Source organism: Streptomyces apocyni (assembly GCF_009739465.1).
GTDB lineage: Bacteria > Actinomycetota > Actinomycetes > Streptomycetales > Streptomycetaceae > Streptomyces > Streptomyces apocyni.
Map to the genome: position 1 here is coordinate 17,585 of NZ_WHOM01000070.1, position 18,794 is coordinate 36,378.

Annotated in this window: 19 protein-coding genes; 10 read left to right on the forward strand and 9 right to left on the reverse strand. The window is 70.8% G+C overall.

Annotated elements, in window-relative coordinates:
• The first annotated feature begins 31 nt into the window (after positions 1-31).
• Entirely contained in the window at positions 32-145 is a 114-nt protein-coding gene (locus tag GCN81_RS25150) for a SapB/AmfS family lanthipeptide (protein WP_156726775.1), read from the forward strand.
• A gap of 45 nt (positions 146-190) precedes the next feature.
• Here the strand turns inward: GCN81_RS25150 and GCN81_RS25155 are convergent, their stop codons facing one another.
• Positions 191-805: a response regulator transcription factor gene (locus tag GCN81_RS25155; protein WP_156726776.1), complete on the reverse strand. Its 615-nt coding sequence runs from the start codon at positions 803-805 to the stop codon at positions 191-193.
• A gap of 368 nt (positions 806-1,173) precedes the next feature.
• Complete coding sequence (locus GCN81_RS25160) at positions 1,174-1,854, reverse strand: TetR family transcriptional regulator (protein ID WP_156726777.1); 681 nt, start codon at positions 1,852-1,854, stop codon at positions 1,174-1,176.
• Positions 1,855-2,088: 234 nt separating this feature from the next.
• Here GCN81_RS25160 and GCN81_RS25165 point away from each other — a divergent pair, with 234 nt between their 5' ends.
• The 3 genes from GCN81_RS25165 to GCN81_RS25175 are packed head-to-tail and all read left to right on the forward strand — an operon-like array spanning position 2,089 to position 5,314.
• Positions 2,089-3,423, forward strand: a complete 1,335-nt coding sequence (locus GCN81_RS25165) for a glycosyltransferase family 4 protein (RefSeq protein ID WP_156726805.1) — start codon at positions 2,089-2,091, stop codon at positions 3,421-3,423.
• Positions 3,423-4,190 carry a class I SAM-dependent methyltransferase gene (locus tag GCN81_RS25170; protein ID WP_156726778.1) on the forward strand — a complete coding sequence of 256 codons (768 nt, stop codon included), beginning with the start codon at positions 3,423-3,425 and terminating at the stop codon, positions 4,188-4,190. The genes GCN81_RS25165 and GCN81_RS25170 overlap by 1 nt, the downstream gene beginning before the upstream one ends.
• Positions 4,187-5,314, forward strand: coding sequence for a prenyltransferase/squalene oxidase repeat-containing protein (locus GCN81_RS25175; RefSeq protein ID WP_156726779.1), 1,128 nt, complete (start codon positions 4,187-4,189; stop codon positions 5,312-5,314). Before GCN81_RS25170 ends, GCN81_RS25175 begins: the two co-directional genes overlap by 4 nt.
• Before the next feature lie 33 nt (positions 5,315-5,347).
• Here the strand turns inward: GCN81_RS25175 and GCN81_RS25180 are convergent, their stop codons facing one another.
• The 5 genes from GCN81_RS25180 to GCN81_RS25200 form a co-directional block, all read right to left on the reverse strand.
• Entirely contained in the window at positions 5,348-6,358 is a 1,011-nt protein-coding gene (locus tag GCN81_RS25180; RefSeq protein WP_156726780.1) for an LLM class F420-dependent oxidoreductase, read from the reverse strand.
• 148 nt (positions 6,359-6,506) lie between these two features.
• The gene (locus GCN81_RS25185) at positions 6,507-7,319 is read right to left on the reverse strand and encodes a hypothetical protein (protein ID WP_407698021.1); all 813 of its coding nucleotides are present in this window, start codon (positions 7,317-7,319) and stop codon (positions 6,507-6,509) included.
• 198 nt (positions 7,320-7,517) lie between these two features.
• Positions 7,518-8,561, reverse strand: a complete 1,044-nt coding sequence (locus GCN81_RS25190; protein ID WP_156726782.1) for an N-acetylmuramoyl-L-alanine amidase — start codon at positions 8,559-8,561, stop codon at positions 7,518-7,520.
• A 117-nt stretch (positions 8,562-8,678) separates the two neighbouring features.
• On the reverse strand, positions 8,679-9,266 hold the full coding sequence (locus GCN81_RS25195; RefSeq protein ID WP_231626962.1) for a class I SAM-dependent methyltransferase: 588 nt from the start codon (positions 9,264-9,266) through the stop codon (positions 8,679-8,681).
• 203 nt (positions 9,267-9,469) lie between these two features.
• Entirely contained in the window at positions 9,470-10,534 is a 1,065-nt protein-coding gene (locus tag GCN81_RS25200) for a saccharopine dehydrogenase family protein (RefSeq protein ID WP_156726784.1), read from the reverse strand.
• Positions 10,535-10,644: 110 nt separating this feature from the next.
• Here GCN81_RS25200 and GCN81_RS25205 point away from each other — a divergent pair, with 110 nt between their 5' ends.
• Entirely contained in the window at positions 10,645-11,610 is a 966-nt protein-coding gene (locus GCN81_RS25205; RefSeq protein WP_156726785.1) for a helix-turn-helix domain-containing protein, read from the forward strand.
• Positions 11,611-12,719: 1,109 nt separating this feature from the next.
• A complete protein-coding gene (locus GCN81_RS25210; RefSeq protein WP_197287773.1) occupies positions 12,720-13,073 on the forward strand; it encodes a VOC family protein in 354 nt (117 codons plus the stop codon).
• A gap of 844 nt (positions 13,074-13,917) precedes the next feature.
• On the opposite strand, the gene GCN81_RS25215 is transcribed toward GCN81_RS25210, so the two are convergent.
• Positions 13,918-14,148, reverse strand: coding sequence for a hypothetical protein (locus GCN81_RS25215; protein ID WP_231626961.1), 231 nt, complete (start codon positions 14,146-14,148; stop codon positions 13,918-13,920).
• Between the two features lie 118 nt (positions 14,149-14,266).
• Here GCN81_RS25215 and GCN81_RS25220 point away from each other — a divergent pair, with 118 nt between their 5' ends.
• Positions 14,267-15,088 carry a helix-turn-helix domain-containing protein gene (locus tag GCN81_RS25220; RefSeq protein ID WP_156726787.1) on the forward strand — a complete coding sequence of 274 codons (822 nt, stop codon included), beginning with the start codon at positions 14,267-14,269 and terminating at the stop codon, positions 15,086-15,088.
• Positions 15,078-15,371 carry a DUF397 domain-containing protein gene (locus GCN81_RS25225; protein ID WP_156726788.1) on the forward strand — a complete coding sequence of 98 codons (294 nt, stop codon included), beginning with the start codon at positions 15,078-15,080 and terminating at the stop codon, positions 15,369-15,371. The genes GCN81_RS25220 and GCN81_RS25225 overlap by 11 nt, the downstream gene beginning before the upstream one ends.
• A gap of 105 nt (positions 15,372-15,476) precedes the next feature.
• Here the strand turns inward: GCN81_RS25225 and GCN81_RS25230 are convergent, their stop codons facing one another.
• Positions 15,477-15,965, reverse strand: a complete 489-nt coding sequence (locus GCN81_RS25230) for a DUF6194 family protein (protein WP_156726789.1) — start codon at positions 15,963-15,965, stop codon at positions 15,477-15,479.
• Positions 15,966-16,091: 126 nt separating this feature from the next.
• On the opposite strand from GCN81_RS25230, the gene GCN81_RS25235 reads away from it, so the two are divergent.
• A complete protein-coding gene (locus tag GCN81_RS25235; protein WP_197287774.1) occupies positions 16,092-16,790 on the forward strand; it encodes a MerR family transcriptional regulator in 699 nt (232 codons plus the stop codon).
• A 379-nt stretch (positions 16,791-17,169) separates the two neighbouring features.
• Entirely contained in the window at positions 17,170-18,738 is a 1,569-nt protein-coding gene (locus tag GCN81_RS25240) for a carboxylesterase/lipase family protein (RefSeq protein ID WP_156726791.1), read from the forward strand.
• Positions 18,739-18,794: the final 56 nt, after the last annotated feature.

Genomic DNA, 18,794 nt, shown 5'->3' on the forward strand with positions numbered 1-18,794 from the left:
CCCACGTCCGAACCAGGAAAGGACCATCACCATGGCACTTCTCGACCTGCAGAACATGGAGACCGAACTCACCGGCGGCGGCGACGTCAGCTACGCCAGCCTGCTGCTCTGCGGCGACAGCGGCCTCAGCGTCCTCACCTGCTGAAGCTGAACCGTTGGACCAGGTGACCCCCGGCCGGGGGTCACCTGGTCACACCCAGCCCTCTCCCTGGGAGATCCGGATGGCGTCCACCCGGTTGCGGGCACCGGTCTTGCGGGTGATGGCCGCCATGTAGTTGCGCACGGTCCCGTTGGACAGATGGAGCCGGTCCGCGATCTCGGCGACCGACGCACCCTCGGCGGCAAGCGACAGCACACTCAACTCCCGTCGGGTCAACGGCATCTGGGACGCCTTGAGGAAGCCGAAGCCCAGCGATGCGTCGATGAAACGTTCCCCCCGAGCGACCTGCCGGATCGCGGTGAGCAGCCGCTCCGGTGGGCTGGCCTTGTCGACATAGCCAAGCGCGTCAACCTCCGCGGCCCGCCGCAGCGGCCCGGGACGGCCGGGCCCGCCCAGGACGAGCAACGAGCAGCCGCCCGGCCGCGCGGTAGCGGCGCAGGCCGCCAACTTGCCCAGCGGAGGGACGGCGTACACCGCGTCGCAGTCCAGGTCCGCGACGCACAAGTCGGGCCGCAGGGTGCGCATCCGGGTGGGCGCACCGTCCCAGGACGTATGCCAGACCTCCAAGTCGGTTTCCCTGGCGAGTCGTTCCGCCAGGGCCGATCGCAGCAGTCGCGAGTCGTGCACCAGAAGTACCCGGATCACACCTGCTCCTTCAGCTCCCCGCCCACCGGCTGCTCCGTTCAGCGCGCAGGTCCATTCATAGTGGCGCGGCGTGCCTCATGGACGCAGAGAACTGGCCAAGGGGATGCGCTGGGGCGCATGGCGTGTCACCGCGTGCGCCCCCTGAGCTTCAGTGGACGCCCGGGAGGCTGGTCGCCGCCCCGGGAGGCGGGCTGGCCTCCAGCCCTGAGCCTGGGCCACAGCGATACGGCGGCAGCGCGACGCGGCCCACCACCCGCGGCGGGATGGGCCAACGGTGCTGCGGCGGTGCGGAAGCGGGCCGTCTGAGGGCCCCCGAGGTGGCGCAGACCGAACGCCTCCGGGGCAGCCCCTCGGGGCCCGCGCGCCGATCAGGCTCCCGCGCCCAGCCCCCGACCCGCCCCGCCCCTCGGTGTTCCCGTCGTCCCTGTCGCCCCCGTCGTCCCCGGCGACGTGAGATCGATGAGGCGGCAGACCGTCTCGATGTCGATCTTCACCTGGGCGATCGACGCCCGCCCGGACAGCCAGGTGATCAACGCCGAGTGCCAGGTGTGCTCGATGACCCGGACCGCGGAGAGCTGCTGCGGCGTCGGGTGCTCAAGCCCCATCGCGTCCAGGATGATCGCCGTGGTGAGCCGGGACACGGTGTCCACCTCCGGGCTCACCGACCGGTCGGCGAAGGTCAGCGCCCGTACCATCGCGTCCGCCAGATGCGGCTCGCGCTGGAGTGCGCGGAACGCCCGCATCAGCGTCTCGGCGACCCGCTCGGCGGCGGTGTCCCCGGCCGGAGGGTGCTTACGGAGCGTTCCGTGCATGTGCTGGAGCTGGTCCTGCATGGTGGCGACCAGCAGGTGCACCTTGGACGGGAAGTACCGGTACAGCGTGCCGAGCGCGACGCTGGAGGACTCGGCGACCTCGCGCATCTGTACGGCGTCGAAGCCGCCCTTGCTGGCCAGCTGGGCGCTGGCGTGCAGGATGCGGCGCCGACGGGCCTCCTGGCGCTCCGTCAGAGGCGCGGATGCGATGCCGGATTCCTTCGCTTCCGTAGTCATATGTCCCGTTCCACGGTGTTCCACGGTATGAGCGGTGCGTTCGAGCATGGTACGGGCCAGGTGCGGGTCCGGTGGTGGCGCGAATCACCTGCTCCGGGCCTCCCCGCCGGCTTACCTGCCGGTAAATTCGAAGCTCCTTGAACGATCAAGTCTGAAACTTGTTCTAGATTAGCGTCCCGGCGTAACCTCGCGGGAGCCGCAGGGAGAAGGGGGCCGTGAGTGACCGCTGAGGCCATGGAGAGGCATCCGCTGCGCATCGCGCTCCTCACCTACAAGGGGAACCCGTTCTGCGGAGGCCAGGGCGTCTACGTACGCCACCTCTCACGGGAACTCACCCGCCTCGGCCACCACGTCGAGGTGATCGGCGCCCAGCCCTACCCCGTACTCGACGAGGGCGTCCCACTCACCGAGCTGCCCAGCCTCGACCTGTACCGCAGCCCCGACCCCTTCCGTACCCCGAAGCGGTCCGAGTTCCGCGGCTGGATCGACGCGCTGGAGTTCGCCACCATGCGCACCGGCGGCTTCCCCGAGCCGCTGACCTTCTCGCTGCGCGCCCGCCGCCACCTGGCCGCCCGCCGTGGCGAGTTCGACGTCGTGCACGACAATCAGACGCTGGGCTACGGCCTGCTGGGCGGCCCCGAGCGCCTCGGTGCCCCGCTGGTCACCACCATCCACCACCCGATCACCGTCGACCGCCAGCTGGAGCTGGACGCGGCCGCCGACTGGAAGGGCCGCGCCTCCGTACGCCGCTGGTACGGCTTCACCCGGATGCAGAAGCGGGTGGCCCGCCGACTGCCCTCGGTCCTCACCGTCTCCGGCAGCTCCCGGCAGGAGATCGTCGACCACCTCGGCGTACGGGACGACCGCGTCCACGTCGTCCACATCGGCGCCGACACCGACCTCTTCTCGCCCGACCCGGCGATACCCGAGGTGCCGGGCCGAATCGTCACGACCTCCAGCGCCGACGTCCCGCTCAAGGGCCTGATCCACCTGATCGAGGCCCTCGCCAAGGTACGCACCGAGAACCCGGCCGCCCATCTCGTCGTCGTCGGCAAGCGCGCCGAGGACGGCCCGGTCGCCGGGGCCATCGAGCGGTACGGCCTCCAGAACGCTGTCGAGTTCGTCAAGGGCATCACCGACGCCGAACTGGTCGACCTCGTACGCGGCGCCCAGATCGCCTGCGTGCCCTCCCTGTACGAGGGCTTCTCGCTGCCCGCCGCCGAGGCCATGGCCACCGGCACGCCGCTGCTCGCCACGACGGGCGGCGCCATCCCGGAGGTCGCGGGCCCGGACGGTGAGACCTGCCTCGCGGTGCCGCCAGGCGACGCGGGAGCCCTGGCCGCCGGACTGACCCGGCTGCTGGGCGACCGGGAGCTGCGGGCCCGCCTCGGCGCCGCGGGCCGCGAGCGCGTGCTCGCCCGCTTCACCTGGGCCAGGGCCGCCGAAGGCACCGCCGAGCGGTACCGCGAGGCCATCGCGCGTAGCGCGGGCACCGCCCGCGTCGCGGGCAGCACGACCGGCCGCTCCGCGGCCATACGTACGGATACTCCACTGGGGAGCGCTCACTGATGCTGACCGTCGACTTCTCCCGCTTCCCGCTGGCGGCGGGCGACCGCGTGCTGGACCTGGGCTGCGGCGCCGGGCGCCACGCGTTCGAGTGCTACCGGCGCGGAGCGCGGGTGGTGGCGCTGGACCAGAACGCGGAGGAAATCCGCGAGGTGGCCAAGTGGTTCGCCGCGATGAAGGAGGCGGGCGAGGCCCCCGAAGGCGCCACCGCCACCGCGATGGAGGGCGACGCGCTCGCGCTGCCCTTCCCCGACGCGTCGTTCGATGTCGTGATCATCTCCGAGGTGATGGAGCACATCCCCGACGACAAGGGCGTACTCGCCGAGATGGTGCGGGTCCTCAGGCCGGGCGGCCGGATCGCGGTCACCGTTCCCCGACACGGCCCGGAGAAGGTCTGCTGGGCGCTCAGCGACGCGTACCACGAGGTCGAGGGAGGGCACATCCGCATCTACAAGGCCGACGAACTGCTGGGCAAGATGCGCGAGGCGGGCCTCAAGCCGTACGGCACCCACCACGCGCACGCGCTGCACTCGCCGTACTGGTGGCTCAAGTGCGCGTTCGGCGTCGACAACGACAAGGCGCTGCCGGTCCGCGCGTACCACAAGCTGCTGGTCTGGGACATCATGAAGAAGCCGCTCGCCACCAAGATCGCCGAGCAGGCGCTGAACCCACTGATCGGCAAGAGCTTCGTGGCGTACGCGACGAAGCCCCACCTGCCCACGGACGTCGTCGCTGACCTCGCCACCGACACCGCGGCGGCCGCCAAGTGACCACACCCACACCCCAGACGGAACACCTGGTCCTGCCCGGCGTCCTGACCGCCGAACAGGCCGCCCACACCGTACGGGGCATCCTCGCCGGTCAGCGCGAGGACGGCGCCATCCCGTGGTTCCGGGGCCACCATCTCGACCCGTGGGACCACACCGAGGCCGCCATGGCCCTGGACGCGGCGGGCGAACACGCGGCGGCGGCCCGCGCGTACGACTGGCTGGCCCGCCACCAGAACCCGGACGGCTCCTGGTACGCGGCCTACGACGACGGCGACGCCACGCGCCCCACCGACCGCAGTGTGGAGTCCAACTTCTCCGCGTACATCGCCGTCGGCGCCTGGCACCACTACCTGTCCACCGGCGACGACGCCTTCCTCGACGCCATCTGGCCACACGTCTACGCGGCCATCGAATGCGTCCTCACCCTCCAGCAGCCCGGCGGCCAGATCGGCTGGAAGCGCGAGGCCGCGGAGGAGGGCGGGGCCGCGGAGGAGGGGGTGGCCGGGGACGAGAGAGTGGCCGGGGCGCCCGTCACCGACGCGCTGCTCACCGGCAGCTCCTCCATCCACCAGGCCCTGCGCTGCGCCCTCGCCATCGCGGAACAGCGCGAAGAGCCCCAGCCCGACTGGGAGTTGGCCCTTGGCGCGCTCGGTCATGCGATCCGCAGGCACCCCGAGCGCTTCCTCGACAAGAACCGCTACTCGATGGACTGGTACTACCCGGTACTCGGCGGCGCCATCACCGGGCCCGAGGCCAAGGCCCGCATCGAGGAGAGCTGGGACCGCTTCGTCGTCCCGGAGTTCGGGGTGCGCTGTGTGGTGCCGAACCCCTGGGTGACGGGCGGCGAGAGCGCCGAACTCGCCCTGACGCTCTGGGCGATGGGGGAGTCCGACCGAGCCCTGAGCATCCTCCAGTCGATCGGCCACCTCCGCGACGAGGAGACCGGCCTGTACTGGACGGGCTACGTCTACGACGACCAGGCGGTATGGCCGGTCGAGCAGACCACCTGGACGGCGGGCGCGCTGCTCCTCGCGGTAGCCGCACTCGGTGGCGACGAGGCGACCTGCGCGATCTTCGACGGCGGGCGACTGCCGCGGGGCCTGACGCCGGACTGCTGCGACTGACCTGTGGAGCTAGGAGCTAACTGACATGCGGAGCTAGGTGTTGAGCTCCGCCAGTACGCGCAGCGTGTGAGCGTCCGGTGACATCACCAGCAGGTCCGTGACCGGGCCCTTGCGCCACAACTCCAGGCGCTCCGCGATGCGTTCACGCGGGCCGACCAGGGAGATCTCGTCGGCGAAGGCGTCCGGCACGGCGCGTACGGCCTCTTCCCTGCGGCCTTCGGCGAAGAGCTGCTGGATGCGGCGTGCCGCGTCCTCGAAGCCCATCCGGGCCATCAGGTCGGCGTGGAAGTTGCGGGACGTGTGCCCCATGCCGCCGATGTAGAAGCCGAGCATCGCCTTGACCGGGAGCAGCCCTTCGGCGACGTCGTCGCAGACGTGCGCGCGGACCATGGGCGCGACCATGAAGCCGTCGCGCAGGCCTGTCAGCGAGGCCTCGTACACGTCCGTCCGGGTCGGTGACCAGTACAGCGGCAGCCAGCCGTCCGCGATGCGGGTCGTCTGCGCGATGTTCCGCGGCCCCTCGGCGCCGAGCAGGATGGGCAGTTCAGCTCGCAGGGGGTGCGTGATCGGCTTGAGCGGCTTGCCGAGCCCGGTGCCGTCGGCGCCGTCGTACGGCAGCCCATGGAACTGTCCGTCCAGCGTGACGGGCCCCTCGCGTCGGAGCACCTGCCGGATGACGTCGACGTACTCGCGGGTCGCGGTCAGCGGGCTACGCGGAAACGGCCGCCCGTACCAGCCCTCCACCACCTGTGGCCCGGAGAGCCCGAGGCCGAGCAGCATGCGCCCGCCGGACAGGTGGTCCAGGGTGAGCGCGTGCATCGCGGTGGCGGTCGGGGTGCGGGCGGCCATCTGGGCAATCGCCGTGCCCAGCCTGATCCGTGAGGTCTGCGCCGCGATCCAGGTCAGCGGTGTGAACACGTCGGAGCCCCAGGCCTCGGCGGTCCACACCGAGTCGTAGCCGAGCCGCTCGGCCTCCTGGGCGAGCTGGACGTGCTCTGTGCCGGGGCCACGGCCCCAGTATCCGAGTGCGAGCCCAAGCCGCATGACTGCTGTCCTCTCTGAGAGGATCTGACGATCCGTCAGTTTGACTGGCGGTTCGCGAACTGTACGGCGAGGACGCGGAGCGGACAAGACAGCGGCCCCCGTCCGAGTGGACGGGGGCCGCTGCTTGAGGAATCAGGCCGCTTCGGCGTCAGCCGCGCTGGATGCCCGTGGTGTCCTGCAGGACACCACGACGGCCGTCCTGCGTCTGGGCCACCAGACCCGGGCCGCGCTGCTCGACGGCCAGGTACCAGGTGCCCGGCGCCAGTTCGGCGATCGGCGTCGGCGAACCGTCCTCCGCGTACAGCGGGCGGGCCACCGGCACGGCGAACCAGAACGGCGCGAAGTCAGCGGCGGGCGCCTGCTGGGCCTGCGGCTGCTGCGCCTGCTCCGAAGCCTGCTGGGCCTGCGGCTGACCCGGCTGGCCGCCGTACGAGGGCTGCGGCTGACCCGGCTGCGGCTGACCGCCGTAGGGCTGCTGCTGGGCGCCCGGGTAGCCGTAGCCACCCTGCTGCGGCATGCCCGGCTGGCCACCGTACGGCTGCTGACCCATCATCGGGGCGGGCGTGGCGCCCATCAGCGGGGCGCTCAGGGCGGGGACGAGCGGCGAGGAGATGGCGGCACCAGCGAGCAGAAGTGCGGAGATCAGGCCGAGGATGAGGCCGGCGCCCGCGTCGACGTTGTCGCTGACGTCGATGATCGTCCAGAAGAAGTTCCAGGCCACGAGGATCGTGAAGGCGATGCCGACCTGACCCAGGTCAAGGCCGATGACCTTGCGCGGCTGGGGCAGGCAGCGGTTGACGACGATCAGGACCGCGCCGATGACCCCGGCCATGTACACCCCGATGCCGTTCCCGAGGCTGTCCCACGAGTTCGGGAGGTCGAGGTCGCCCGTGGCGCCGCTTACCGAGTAGAGATCGAGGAACGAGGCGATGAACAGCAACACCGCTGCTCCGATCACCACTGCGTCGCCTCGAGTGAGAGAGCGGAAGTTCACTTCAGGTCCTTCGTAAGTCGTCGAGTCGGTAGGCGTCGCTGTCGCCGGTACTGCAAACGTATGGTGCGAAGCGCGGGGGTGGCCCCCCATCGTACGGGCGACAGTATCGCCCGTACGGTCGGGGTGTCTGCTCCGTATAAAGGTCGGCCGGCGTGCTTCCCCTGCCTACCCCTTGAGGAAGCCAGCGATGCCTTCCGAGATCCCCCGAGCGGCCTTCTGCCGCCATGTCCCATTGGTGAGCTGGGCCGCGTCATCGGCGTCGCGCATGTTGCCACACTCGATGAACACCTTGGGAACCTTTGACAGATTGAGCCCGCCGAGGTCCTTGCGCACGTCCAAGCCGGTGCCGCCGCCGATGTAGTTGGACGGCGCGTTCCCGGTGCGGCGCACGAAGCCACCCGCGATGCGCTCACCGAGCTCGCGGGACGGTGCGACGATGGCGGAGGTGTCGGCGGCCCCGGCCTTCACCTTGCCGGGGAGGATCACATGGAACCCGCGGTTACCGGCGCTGGAGCCGTCGGCGTGGAGGGAGACGACGGCGTCGGCCTTGGCCTCGTTGCCGATCCGGGCCCGCTCGTCGATGCAGGGGCCGTACGGCCGGTCGTTGTCCTGCGTGAGCTTCACGGTCGCGCCCTGCTCTTCGAGCAGCTTGCGGAGCCGGTGCGCGAGGTCGAGGTTGAACGCGGCCTCGGAGTACCCGGCGTTGGTGGCGGTGCCGGTGGTGTCGCACTCCTTGCGGTGCGTACCGACGTCGACCTGGCGGGCGATTTGGGTGGGGTGGTCGCGGTTGCGGGGATTGTGCCCGGGGTCGATGACGACGACTTTGCCCTTGAGGGGGCCGGTGCGGGGGGTGGTGCCGGAGGGCGAGGGCGAGGGGGAGGTGCTGGGCTTGGGTGAGGGTGAGGGTGTGGAGCTGGACGTCGACGCGTCGCCTGATGGCTTCCCGCTGGACGGCCCGTCCGTGCCGGAAGGCTCAGCGGACGGACTGTCCGCCGCTGAACCTGAACCTGAAGGGGTAGCTGTCGCCGTCGCGGTCTCCCCCTTCCCCGCATCACTGCCACCGCTGTCCTGTGCCCCGCTCACGCCCTGCCACAGCAACCACCCGCCGAGCCCTACGGGCACCAGCGCGGCGGCCACGACGAGCGCGCGGCCACGACTGAGGGGGCGGCGGGGTGCGGGGGACGGGCTGTCAGGATCGTCGTACGACACGCAGCGATGCTATCGGGCGGTGGCCGTATGGGGGTGTACGGCGGCGTACCGGCGATGTACGGCGGCGTACCGGCGGTGTAGCTGTGTACCGGCGGTGTACGGCGGCTGTCCGCGCGCTCAGATCCCGGCGCCGGTGCGCCGCAGCACGCGCAGCGAGTCGGTCACCGAGACCTCCGCGAACGCGCCGGACTCCAGGGCCCTGCGGTAGACGCGGTACGGAGCCTGGCCCCCGTCGGCCGGGTTCGGGAAGACATCGTGGATGACGAGCAGCCCGCCCTCCGCGAGATGCGGCGCCCACCCCTCGTAGTCACCGGTGGCGTGCTCGTCGGTGTGCCCACCGTCGATGAACACGAGCCCGAGCGGCCCGCCCCACACCTTGGCGACCTGCGGTGACCGCCCGACGACGGCGATCACATGCTCCTCAAGCCCGGCCCGGTGCAGGGTCCGCCGGAAGGTCGGCAGTGTGTCCATCAGCCCGACCTCCGCGTCCACGACCGTCGGGTCGTGGTACTCCCACCCCGGCTGCTGCTCCTCGCTGCCCCGGTGATGATCGACGGTGACGGCCGTCGTCCCCGCCTCCCGCGCGGCGTCTGCGAGCAGCACCGTGGAACGCCCGCAGTACGTCCCGACCTCCAGCAACGGCAGCCCAAGCCGCCCCGCCTCGACGGCAGCGGCGTAGAGCGCGAGCCCCTCACCCAGCGGCATGAACCCCTTGGCCGCCTCAAAGGCGGCGAGCACCTCGGCCTTCGGCGCGGGCGCGGGCGACGGCGCGAGTGAGGGCTCGGGTGAGGGCTCGGGCTCGGTCGGGGGCGTCGCGGCCATGGCCATGGGGGTCCTCCGGGTGGGCAGATGTGATCGGCCCATCGTGCCACCCAACTCTCGGGAGACGGCCTGTCGGGGTCGGGGTGCTACTGGATGTGCGGGGACAGAGCACGGAGGAACTCGGCTGCGTCGAAGATCGCGCCGGCGGAGGCGACGCCAACCGTCTCCGCTCCTGCCCTCGTCCGTCCCGTGAGGATGCGGTCGACCGCTTCCACGACGAGCGGCGCGGTGATGGCGTAGATGTCCTGGCCCCTCGCCACGGCACGCCGTTCGCTGCCGCCCTTGCGCACCACGACATCGACGAGGAAGGTCTGCGCGGACCGCCCGCTCTCGTCGGCTGGCGTCGGTGCCGGGGTGTCCGGGGCCGACAGATCCCTGGCCGCCTCGAGTGACATGTAGGTGCGTACTTCGGGGATGGACAGGTGGCTGGGAATGGTGACGACGTCAGCCATCGTGAACTCCCCGATGACCGCCCGGGTGCCCATGGGGGCGGGGAACGGCCACTCTTGGGTCGGCGAGGTGTCGTGGCGGAGCTCCAGTCGCCCGTTCGTGTACACGACGCGTCCGCCGCCCCGCCGCTCCCGGGAGACCACGCCCGCGGTACGCGTCCCGGGGGTGGGGTGCCACCCGCTCAGCCCGTACGCGACGTGCGCCTCGTCGGCCGTCGTCCAGTCGCCCATCGCGGCGGTGGTCAGCAGGTCGCCGAGGCCGCCGTAGAAGGCCATCGCGGGGACGATCAACACGCCCGCGGTACGGGCGCGGTCCGCGAAGTGCGTGAACGTATCGACGTTGGCCTCGATCTCGGCCGCCACATCGACGTAGGGGATACCGGCGCGCAGTGCCGCCTCGATCAAGGGAGCGGCCGTGGTGGCGAACGGCCCGGCGCAGTTGATCACGGCGGCTGTACCGGCCAGCGCGCGATCGAGCGAGGCCGGGTCATCGACGGACGCCGGCCGGTAGTCGTCCAGTCCGGGCCATCCGGATGATCCGGATGGCCCGGATAGTTCGGACGCGAATGCCAGGGCCTTCAGCTTCTCGGCATCCCGCCCGGAGGGAACGGGCACGAACCCGCGCTCTACCAGCTGCGCCACGACAAAGCGCCCGGTGTGCCCGTACGCACCGAACACCACGATCTTCAGCCCCGACCCCATGGCTTCTCCTATCCTCTGCTGATCAACTGCGCGACCTGTCATGGGAATCCTGCCGGGGTCGGGCGCCGCACACGAGTGTCTGGAACGACGTGACCCGTACAATTCCGGACGTGAACACTGTCGCGCTGGCCGTCACGGACGGCATGCTGCACTTCGAACTGGCCATGGCGTACGAGGTCTTCGGCTCCGCGCCAGCCGGTGTGGCGGGCCCCTGGTACGACCTCGCCGTCTGCGGGCCAGGCGCCGTGCGGGCCGGCCGGTTCGGGCTGGAGCCCGATCGTGGCCTTGACCAGCTCCCGCGCGCCGACACCGTGATCGTCCCGGGTTGGGCCGACACCGACGTGGACCCGCCCGCTGACCTGGTCGACGCGGTGCGCGCGGCCCACGAAGCGGGCGCGCGCGTGGCGTCCCTCTGTACGGGCGCGTTCGTGCTGGCCGCCGCCGGTCTGCTGAACGGGCGGCGGGCGACCACGCACTGGGCGCACACCCAAGCCCTGGCCACCCGCTACCCCCAGGTGCGGGTGGACCCAGATGTCCTGTACGTGGACAACGGCAACGACAGCGACAATGGCAGCGTGCTCACCTCCGCGGGCAAAGCCGCCGCGATGGACCTGTGCCTGCACCTCGTACGCCTCGACCGTGGCGCGTCGGTCGCCAACGCGGTCGCCCGCCGCCTGGTCGTGCCGCCACACCGGGACGGCGGCCAGGCCCAGTTCGTCAGTACGCCGGTCCCCGCCCGCCCGGAGAACCACCCGCTCGCCGACCTGTTCCCCTGGGTGCTCGAGCGCCTCGACCACCCGCTGACCGTGGAGGATCTGGCCCGCCAGGCAGGGATGAGCTCGCGCCACCTGGGCCGCCACTTCAGGTCGTTGACCGGCACCACCCCGCTGCAATGGCTGCTCACGCAACGAATCCGCCACGCCCAGGAGTTGCTGGAGACCACCGACGACAGCGTCGAGTCCATCGCGGCCGCCACCGGCATGGGCACCGCCACAACCCTGCGCCGCAACTTCAACCGCACCACCGGCGTCCCCCCAGACACCTACCGCCGCACCTTCCGCACCCGGCCCGACTGACACGACCGTGTGCTGTACGGGGGTGGGGTTGGGCGGGGCGGCGTCGTGCCTACCTGGGGCGCGGGGGTGGGGCGGGGCGGGTCGGTGTCGTGGTGGGCCAGTACTGGAGGGTTGCCGGTGGCCGCCCGGTTCGTCGGATGGTGGCGGGTCCGGGCCGGGTGTAAAGGGCGCTCCCTTTGGTCGCGTCGGCTTCGCCGATTGCGCTTCGCTTCACCCTTGACACCCGTCCCGGACCCGCGAGGGCGAGGTAGACCGGGCGGCCCAAAAGCGGGGCAGCGGGAGGGGTGGGGGAGGGGCGGGTGTTTGCGTGCCGGGTGCGGATTGGTTGTTGGGGCGCACGAGGGGGGTGGGGTGGTCCCGCCCCGGCTCAGCGTCTGCGGCCGGTGGCGGGCACGGGTGCGCACGAGGGGGGTGGTGCCGCCCCGGCTTAGCGGCTGCGGGGGGGGTGAGGTGTGGGGGTGCGCGCGAAAGGGGCGGGGTGGTGCGGCACCGGCTCAGCGGCTGCGGGCGGTGGGGGTTGCGGGTGCGCACGAGTGGGGGTGGGTGGTGCGGCACCGGCTGGAGGTCGGCAGGGGTGGTGGACTACTGTCGGCCGCCGCTCACGCCCAGCGCGTGACGCTGAGCAAGGGCCTGGCCAGGGGCAGGGCCGGTGAGTTGAGCTGGGGGCTGGTCGGCGGCCCCATCCCACCTCTGTCGGAGGTAAAGGGAGACTTTGGGACGGCAAGTCGCCCCTTTTGCCCGGATTTTGGTGTCCCAAAGTCTCACTTCTCTTCCCGACCTGATCCCACCAGCCCCAGAGGTGTCCTCCCGTCCTACCGGTCGGTGGCCGCCAGGCCGGGCGCCACTCCCACGTGCCGCTCGCGCGCCCGGTCGCCCCACCGGCCCGCAGCCGCCAAGCCGGGGCCACACTCTCATCCAACCTTGGTGCGCTCGGATCACCCAGATGGTGTCGCCTGGAGTGGTGTAGCAGCGATCACTTCTCGCGACTTGCTGCTACCACATCGCGCTACTACACCGCTCTGCGGGACACGATCCGCACACCGGACCGGCGGTCGACGGCAGTCACCTCCAGCCCTGGCAGCCAGCTGACCCTGTTTATGCTCACGCCCATGGCGCTCGAATGGGAACAGATCATCGTCGACTCCTCCGACCCCATCGCCCTCGGGCGCTGGTGGGCCGAGGCTCTCGGCTGGGTAGTGGTCGACGAATCCGAGGAGATCATCGAGATCCGGCCTGAGCCGGACCAGGTGCCGGGGCTGCTCTTCGTGCCTGTCCCCGAGGGCAAGACGTCGAAGAACCGGCTCCACCCCGACTTCCGCCCCGACGACCAGGAGGCCGAGGTCGCCCGGCTGCTCTCCCTCGGTGCCCGGCGCGCCGACACCGTGCAGGACGAGCAGCACTGGGTGACCCTCCTCGACCCGGAGGGCAACGAATTCTGTGTACTGGGTGAGCGGAAGAGCTGAGCGGGGCCGGGCGGCCGTTCGGGCGGAGGTGCCGGACGGTTTCGCCCACCCGCAGCTGCCTCAGCCGCTGTTCGCCGACCCGGCTACACCACTACACGGGACATGACCATCACCCACGACCCGCAGTCGCTAGGGAGGGGCCACACTCTCCCTGGCCCCTGTGCGCTCGGATCACCCCACGGCCTGCAGTCGCCGAGCCGGTGTCACACCGCGCTGCCCCTCTCGTGCGCGCCGGTCCCCCCACTGCCCGCAGTCGCTGAGCCGGTGTCGGACCACCCCACCCCCTCGTGCGCACCGGTCACCCCCGCCGCCCGCAGCCGCTGAGCCGGTGTTGCACCACCCGCCCCCCTTGTGCGCCTCAACAACCGGTCCGCACTCGGCAGCGAGACGCCCGCCTCTCCCGAAGCGCTGCCCGCCGCCTCCCCTGGGCCGTCCTCCCACGGTCTGCATAGCGGGGACGGGGCGGGTGTCAAGGGTGGAGCGGTAGCGGAATCGGCGGAGCCGACGCGACCGTAGGGAGCGCCCTTGACAGTCGGCCGGGCCCCGCGACCATCGGGACTAGAGGGCGGCCATCCCTGTGCCCTTGCGGACACTGGGTGAGCGGGGCGGTGACCCGGTCACCTTCTCAGTGGGCTTGGGAGCACGTGGGGCAGGTGCAGGGTGGGTAGGGGGCAGTGTTGAGGGGGGCCGCCTCGTGGTCGGGGGTGTATGTCTGGCGTGGGCCCCAGGTGCGGCCGCTGTCGCGGGATACCTGGAGGGTGATCGTTGCGCGGAAGTCGGTCACGGGGTTCGCCCGGGTTCGCCGGGTTCGCCGGGTTCGCCGGGTGCACCGGGCTCGTCGGGTTCACCAGCGGCCGCCGTGCTGTGCCGCCTTCTGCTGTAGCCATGCCTCCACCTGTTCCTTCTCGTTCGGAGAGGCCGCGCGTAGGTCGCGGGCGTGGATCGTCGCGACGAAGTGCGTGAACCGGACGCGCCGTAGCTCGCCGTCGGTGCCGAGTACCTTGCCGGGGCCGTACACGTCGGTGCCCGTGTGGGCGACGTAGGTCCCTTCTCGGTACGGCTGATCCATCGTCATGCTGCGCCTCGCCTCTCGCTCTCTGTGCTGTTCCGGTCACAGAGTGGGGTGGTGGCCGTTACGCTCGACAGTGGTTTGCGTGTGACAACGGAAGGTGCACTCCTGGGAGTTGGTCGGCATGGCGATCGAGGACACCCCGCAGACGAGAGAACGGTACGGCCAGGAGCTCAAGCGCCGCCGCGAGGCGGCTGGGCTCACCCAGGAGCAGCTGAGTCAGCTCGTGATCATGTCGCGTACGCACATCGCCCACATCGAGGCGGGGCGCCGCAGGCCGGACCTGGAGGACGCGCGACGGCTGGACCAGGCGCTGGGCGGGGACGGGTTCTTCGTCAACTTCCTGCCCTCGTTGGGCGAGGGGCGGGTCGCAGAACACTTCGCGGAGGCCCTGGAGTTGGAGCGGCAGGCGACGGTGATTAGGGAGTACGGACCGAAGCTGGTGCCGGGCATCTTGCAGACTCCAGCGTATGCCCGCGCGGTGCTGGGGTCCGGCTTCCCTGCCAAGTCTCTGGAGGAACGTGACGAGCTGCTCGTCACGCGGCTCGGGCGCGCACGCACCCTGGACGACTTCCACTCCCCGGTGTTCTGGTCGCTGCTCGACGAGGCTGTGCTGAGACGCCCGGTCGGCGGCCCAGGGGTGATGTGCGAGCAGCTCCGTCACATAGTGGAGTTGGGTGAGAGTGACCGTATCCGGGTGCATGTGCTCCCGTATTCGGTGGGTCTCCACTCGCTGATGGAGGGCTTCGTATCGCTGATGTGGTTCGAGGACCTACCGCCGATCGCGTACGTGGAAGGCTTGAAGACGGGCCGGGTGCTGGAAGTTCCGGCCGTGGTGCGCCAGTGCCAGGCCGTCTACGATCACGCTCTGGGGGACGCCTTGTCGCACCGCGCCTCCCTGGATCTGATCAGCTCCATTGCGAAGGAATACGAGCATGCGCGGTAGTGAGCACGTGAGCATCCCGGACGCCTCGGTCGTCTCGATGTGGCGCAAGTCCACGTACAGCGGCGGCAGCAGCGGCGAGTGCCTGGAAGTCAGCGACGCCTACCTGCCGGCAGCAGCCTGGCGCAAGTCCACCCACAGCGGCGGCGACAGCGGCGCCTGCCTCGAAGTCAACGACACCTGCCCCGCCTGCGTCCCCGTCCGCGACAGCAAGAACCCGCACGGCCCCGCCCTCGTCTTCGGCCCGGCCGCCTGGACGTCCTTCGTCGCCTCCGTCAAGGCCTGACGGGCCGCCGTTCTCAGAGTCCGGTAGCCACTGCGGACCCTGACCCGCCACCTGGGTGGCTGCCGTCTGGCTCGTAGGGGGCATCACGGGGCTCCGTCACGCCCCTCAGGCCGTCGTTGAGTCTGTTCGTCGCTCATAGCGTGAACGTGCGACGTGATGGGCGACGCGGAGTAGCTCGCGGACTGTCGCGTCGGTCCGTGGCCCCGGGTTCACCACCGCGAGCCAGCCAACCGAGCCGTAGGCGGGATGCGCGATCACGGCGTCGGTCGCGCTGGGGCCGGGTTCGTCTTCAGCGGCTGGCTCGCGCGGCGCGCGGCCGGTCCGGTTGGCGAAGGCATCCTTCCCAGCGGCGATGTTGACGCGGAACGCGTCTGGGTGGCTGTCCAGGCGCGACGTCGCGTCGTCCGGGTAGTCCTTCGTCACGATCGTCGCGAACGGTTGGGTCGCGTGAGGCACGACGCCGTCAGGAGAGTAGTAGAAGAACGTATCCCCCCACGCGATCTCTGGCGCTGGTGAGCCGTCGTCGGGTCCCGGCCGGATGGCCAGGACTCCATCGAGGCGCGTTACGAAGTCGATGATGTCGTCGATGGTCATGTGCTCAAGCGTTTCATTAAGGTGCTTGTGGAGACTTTGGAGCGGATACGGGACGGATACGTAGCGGATACGGGGCAGAGAGCAGGGGAGTAGCGCGTGCCAACCCTCAAGTCATCGTCCACACACATGCGCACCATCGACGTCGCGCGACGTGCCGGTTACTCCGTTCAGCAGATCCGCAATCTCGAACGCGACGGCGTCCTGCCACCGGCCACGCGGACAACTACGGGCGGCTACCGGATCTACCGGGATATCCACGTACAGTCCGCGCTGGCCTACCGAGCCCTCGCCGTCGGTACGGGTCCGGTTCAGGCCAGGCGAATCGTTCGTGCCGTGCACGAGTGTCCGATCCCGGAGGTGCTCGCACTCCTCGACGCGGCACACGCTCGACTCGACCGGGAGCGTACGGACCTCGAACTCGCCAAGGAGGCTGCCGCGGCGATCTCCGCCGAGCTGATCGAAGACGTACGCCGGTCGGATGCGATGAGCGTCTCCGAACTCGCCGCCGCGCTCGGAGTGCGTCCGTCGACACTGCGGCACTGGGACGCAGAGGGGCTTGCTGTTCCTGACCGGGTCTCGCCACGAGGAACGCGACGCTACTCACCAGCCCAGACCCGGGACGCTCGGATCGTGCACCAGCTGCGCGGCGCCGGGTACCGCGTCGAGGCGCTACGGGCCCTGATGCGGGGTCTGCGGAACGGGCGCCGATCGGAAGACGTCAGAGCCGCGCTGGCGGCCCGAGACGCGAGTATCGCGGCTCGGTCCCGTGCCCTTCTCGACGCCGCCGTGCCGCTCAGCAGAGTCCTCACTGCCGCTCAGGCGTGAGGCCGGATCGCAAGGCGGCCTGCTCCAGCGCATGACCGTGGGCAGCCAGGTCGCGGGTCAGGTGTGGCGTGGCCGGGTCGTCCAGGTCACGGCAGGCGGCGTGACCCAGCAGACCGCACAGGACCCGACGGGTGAGCCCCTGGAGTTGGGCCTGGGGGGAGCTGGGTTCGCGGCGGGTGGGGTGCTGGGGATCGTTACCGGGGCGGTGTGGCTGGCCTCTCCTTCTGTCCCCTCCGCTCCGAGGAGGGGCGCGGCGCCGGGCCGGAGGAGCGGGAGGGGTGAGAAGGGACGCAAGGGTAACTAAGGGGCCCCGGCGGTGATCGACATCTAAACTGCGTCCCTTCAGACGTTCTGACGACGCACAGCGGGAGACACCTCCGTGGACATTTTCAAGACGGCGAACGGTTCGGTACGAGGTCATCGGCCCGTGCCAGACATCGTCTCCGTCCTCGGAATCCCCTACGCCGCCGCCCCGTTCGGCGCCAACCGGTTCCGGGAGCCGCGCCCCGCGCCCTCCTGGACCGGGGTTCGAGACTGCGGCGGATTCGGGCCCGTCTCGCCGCAGTCGGCCGAGTTGCCGGGGACGCCCGTGTGGGCGCCGGGGGACGAGGACATCCTGACCGTGAACGTGTGGGCGCCGGATTCGGCGGGGCCGGGGCGTGGTCCGTTGCCGGTTCTCGTCTGGGTGCACGGCGGCGCGTACACCTTCGGGTCCTCCGCTGAGCCCAACTACGACGGGACCGTGCTGGCCCGTGCCGGGTTGGTCGTGGTCACCTTCAACTACCGGCTGGGGTTTGAGGGGTTCGGGCACATACCGGATGCGGATGGCGATTTCCCGGATAACCGGGGGCTGCTCGACCAGGTCGCCGCGCTGCGCTGGGTGCGCGAGAACATCGCCGCGTTCGGGGGCGACCCCGAGAACGTCACCGTCGCCGGGCAGTCGTCCGGGGCCGCGTCGATCTCCTGCCTGATGGTGATGGAGCAGGCGCGCGGGCTGTTCCGGCGGGCCATCGCGCACAGCGTCGTCAGTACCTGCTACTCACCCGATATCGCCGCCGCGACCACCCGCCAGATCGCCGCAGCGGCGGGGTGCGCCGCCACCGCCGACGGCCTGCTCGGCACCACACCGCAGGCGCTGGTCCGGGCGTCCGACCAGGTGGTCGCCGACTGCCGGGCGAATCCGGACGACGCCGGGACCCGCCAGTACGACCCCGTGCTCTACGCCCCGGTCCTGGACGGTGACGTACTGCCTGTCGATCCGCTCACCGGGGTGGCCGCTGGCGCCGCCCGGGACGTGGACCTGCTGGTCTGCCACACCACCGAGGAGTACTGGCTGCTGGACGCCGTCGGGAGCAGCGCGAAGGTGGACAGCGCCGAGCGACTGGCGGCCTTCGCACGGGACTTCCGGCTTCCGGACGGTCTGGTGGACGGGTATCGCGCGCTGCTGCCGGACGCGCCGGTGCTTGACGTCTACCTCGCGATCTTCGGTGACCTGGTGTTCGGCGAGTACACGAACCGGTTCGCCGAGCAGCACGCGCGAGGCGGGGGCCGGGCGTTCGTGTCACGGTTCGCCCGGCGACGCCTCGGGCCGGACGGCGTGGTGCGGGCCTGGCACTGCGCGGACGTCCCCTTCGCCTTCGGCACCCTCGACAACGAGGACCTGTCCTTCCTCATCGGCGGCCCGCCCAACGCCGCGGACCACGTACTGTCCGAGCGCATGGTGCGGGCCTGGGCCGACTTCGCGGCCAGCGGCGATCCGGGCTGGCCGCCGCTCGAGCACTCCACCGCCCCCGCCCCCGCTGGCCTGGTCAGGGTCTGGAACACCGACGATGGCCTGCCCGAGAGCCAGAGCCAGAGTCAGGGGCAGGGGCAGGGGCAGGGGCAGGGGCAGGCGCGCGCCCGCCGGGAGCTCTGGTCCACGGTGGAGTTCCCGCTTCTGCGGGCGTAGCGCCGCATCCCGTTGACACCTCGCAGCGCATCTGACCTTCCGTCAGATTGGAACCT

What these genes read in the sequence shown, in the direction of transcription:
- GCN81_RS25150 (WP_156726775.1), top strand. Translation starts at nt 32, where the DNA reads ATGGCACTTCTCGACCTGCAGAACATGGAGACCGAACTCACCGGCGGC.
- GCN81_RS25160 (WP_156726777.1), bottom strand. Translation starts at nt 1,854, where the DNA reads ATGACTACGGAAGCGAAGGAATCCGGCATCGCATCCGCGCCTCTGACG.
- GCN81_RS25165 (WP_156726805.1), top strand. Translation starts at nt 2,089, where the DNA reads ATGGAGAGGCATCCGCTGCGCATCGCGCTCCTCACCTACAAGGGGAAC.
- GCN81_RS25170 (WP_156726778.1), top strand. Translation starts at nt 3,423, where the DNA reads ATGCTGACCGTCGACTTCTCCCGCTTCCCGCTGGCGGCGGGCGACCGC.
- GCN81_RS25180 (WP_156726780.1), bottom strand. Translation starts at nt 6,358, where the DNA reads ATGCGGCTTGGGCTCGCACTCGGATACTGGGGCCGTGGCCCCGGCACA.
- GCN81_RS25195 (WP_231626962.1), bottom strand. Translation starts at nt 9,266, where the DNA reads ATGCCGCTGGGTGAGGGGCTCGCGCTCTACGCCGCTGCCGTCGAGGCG.
- GCN81_RS25200 (WP_156726784.1), bottom strand. Translation starts at nt 10,534, where the DNA reads ATGGGGTCGGGGCTGAAGATCGTGGTGTTCGGTGCGTACGGGCACACC.
- GCN81_RS25210 (WP_197287773.1), top strand. Translation starts at nt 12,720, where the DNA reads ATGGCGCTCGAATGGGAACAGATCATCGTCGACTCCTCCGACCCCATC.
- GCN81_RS25215 (WP_231626961.1), bottom strand. Translation starts at nt 14,148, where the DNA reads ATGACGATGGATCAGCCGTACCGAGAAGGGACCTACGTCGCCCACACG.
- GCN81_RS25220 (WP_156726787.1), top strand. Translation starts at nt 14,267, where the DNA reads ATGGCGATCGAGGACACCCCGCAGACGAGAGAACGGTACGGCCAGGAG.
- GCN81_RS25225 (WP_156726788.1), top strand. Translation starts at nt 15,078, where the DNA reads ATGCGCGGTAGTGAGCACGTGAGCATCCCGGACGCCTCGGTCGTCTCG.
- GCN81_RS25230 (WP_156726789.1), bottom strand. Translation starts at nt 15,965, where the DNA reads ATGACCATCGACGACATCATCGACTTCGTAACGCGCCTCGATGGAGTC.
- GCN81_RS25235 (WP_197287774.1), top strand. Translation starts at nt 16,092, where the DNA reads ATGCGCACCATCGACGTCGCGCGACGTGCCGGTTACTCCGTTCAGCAG.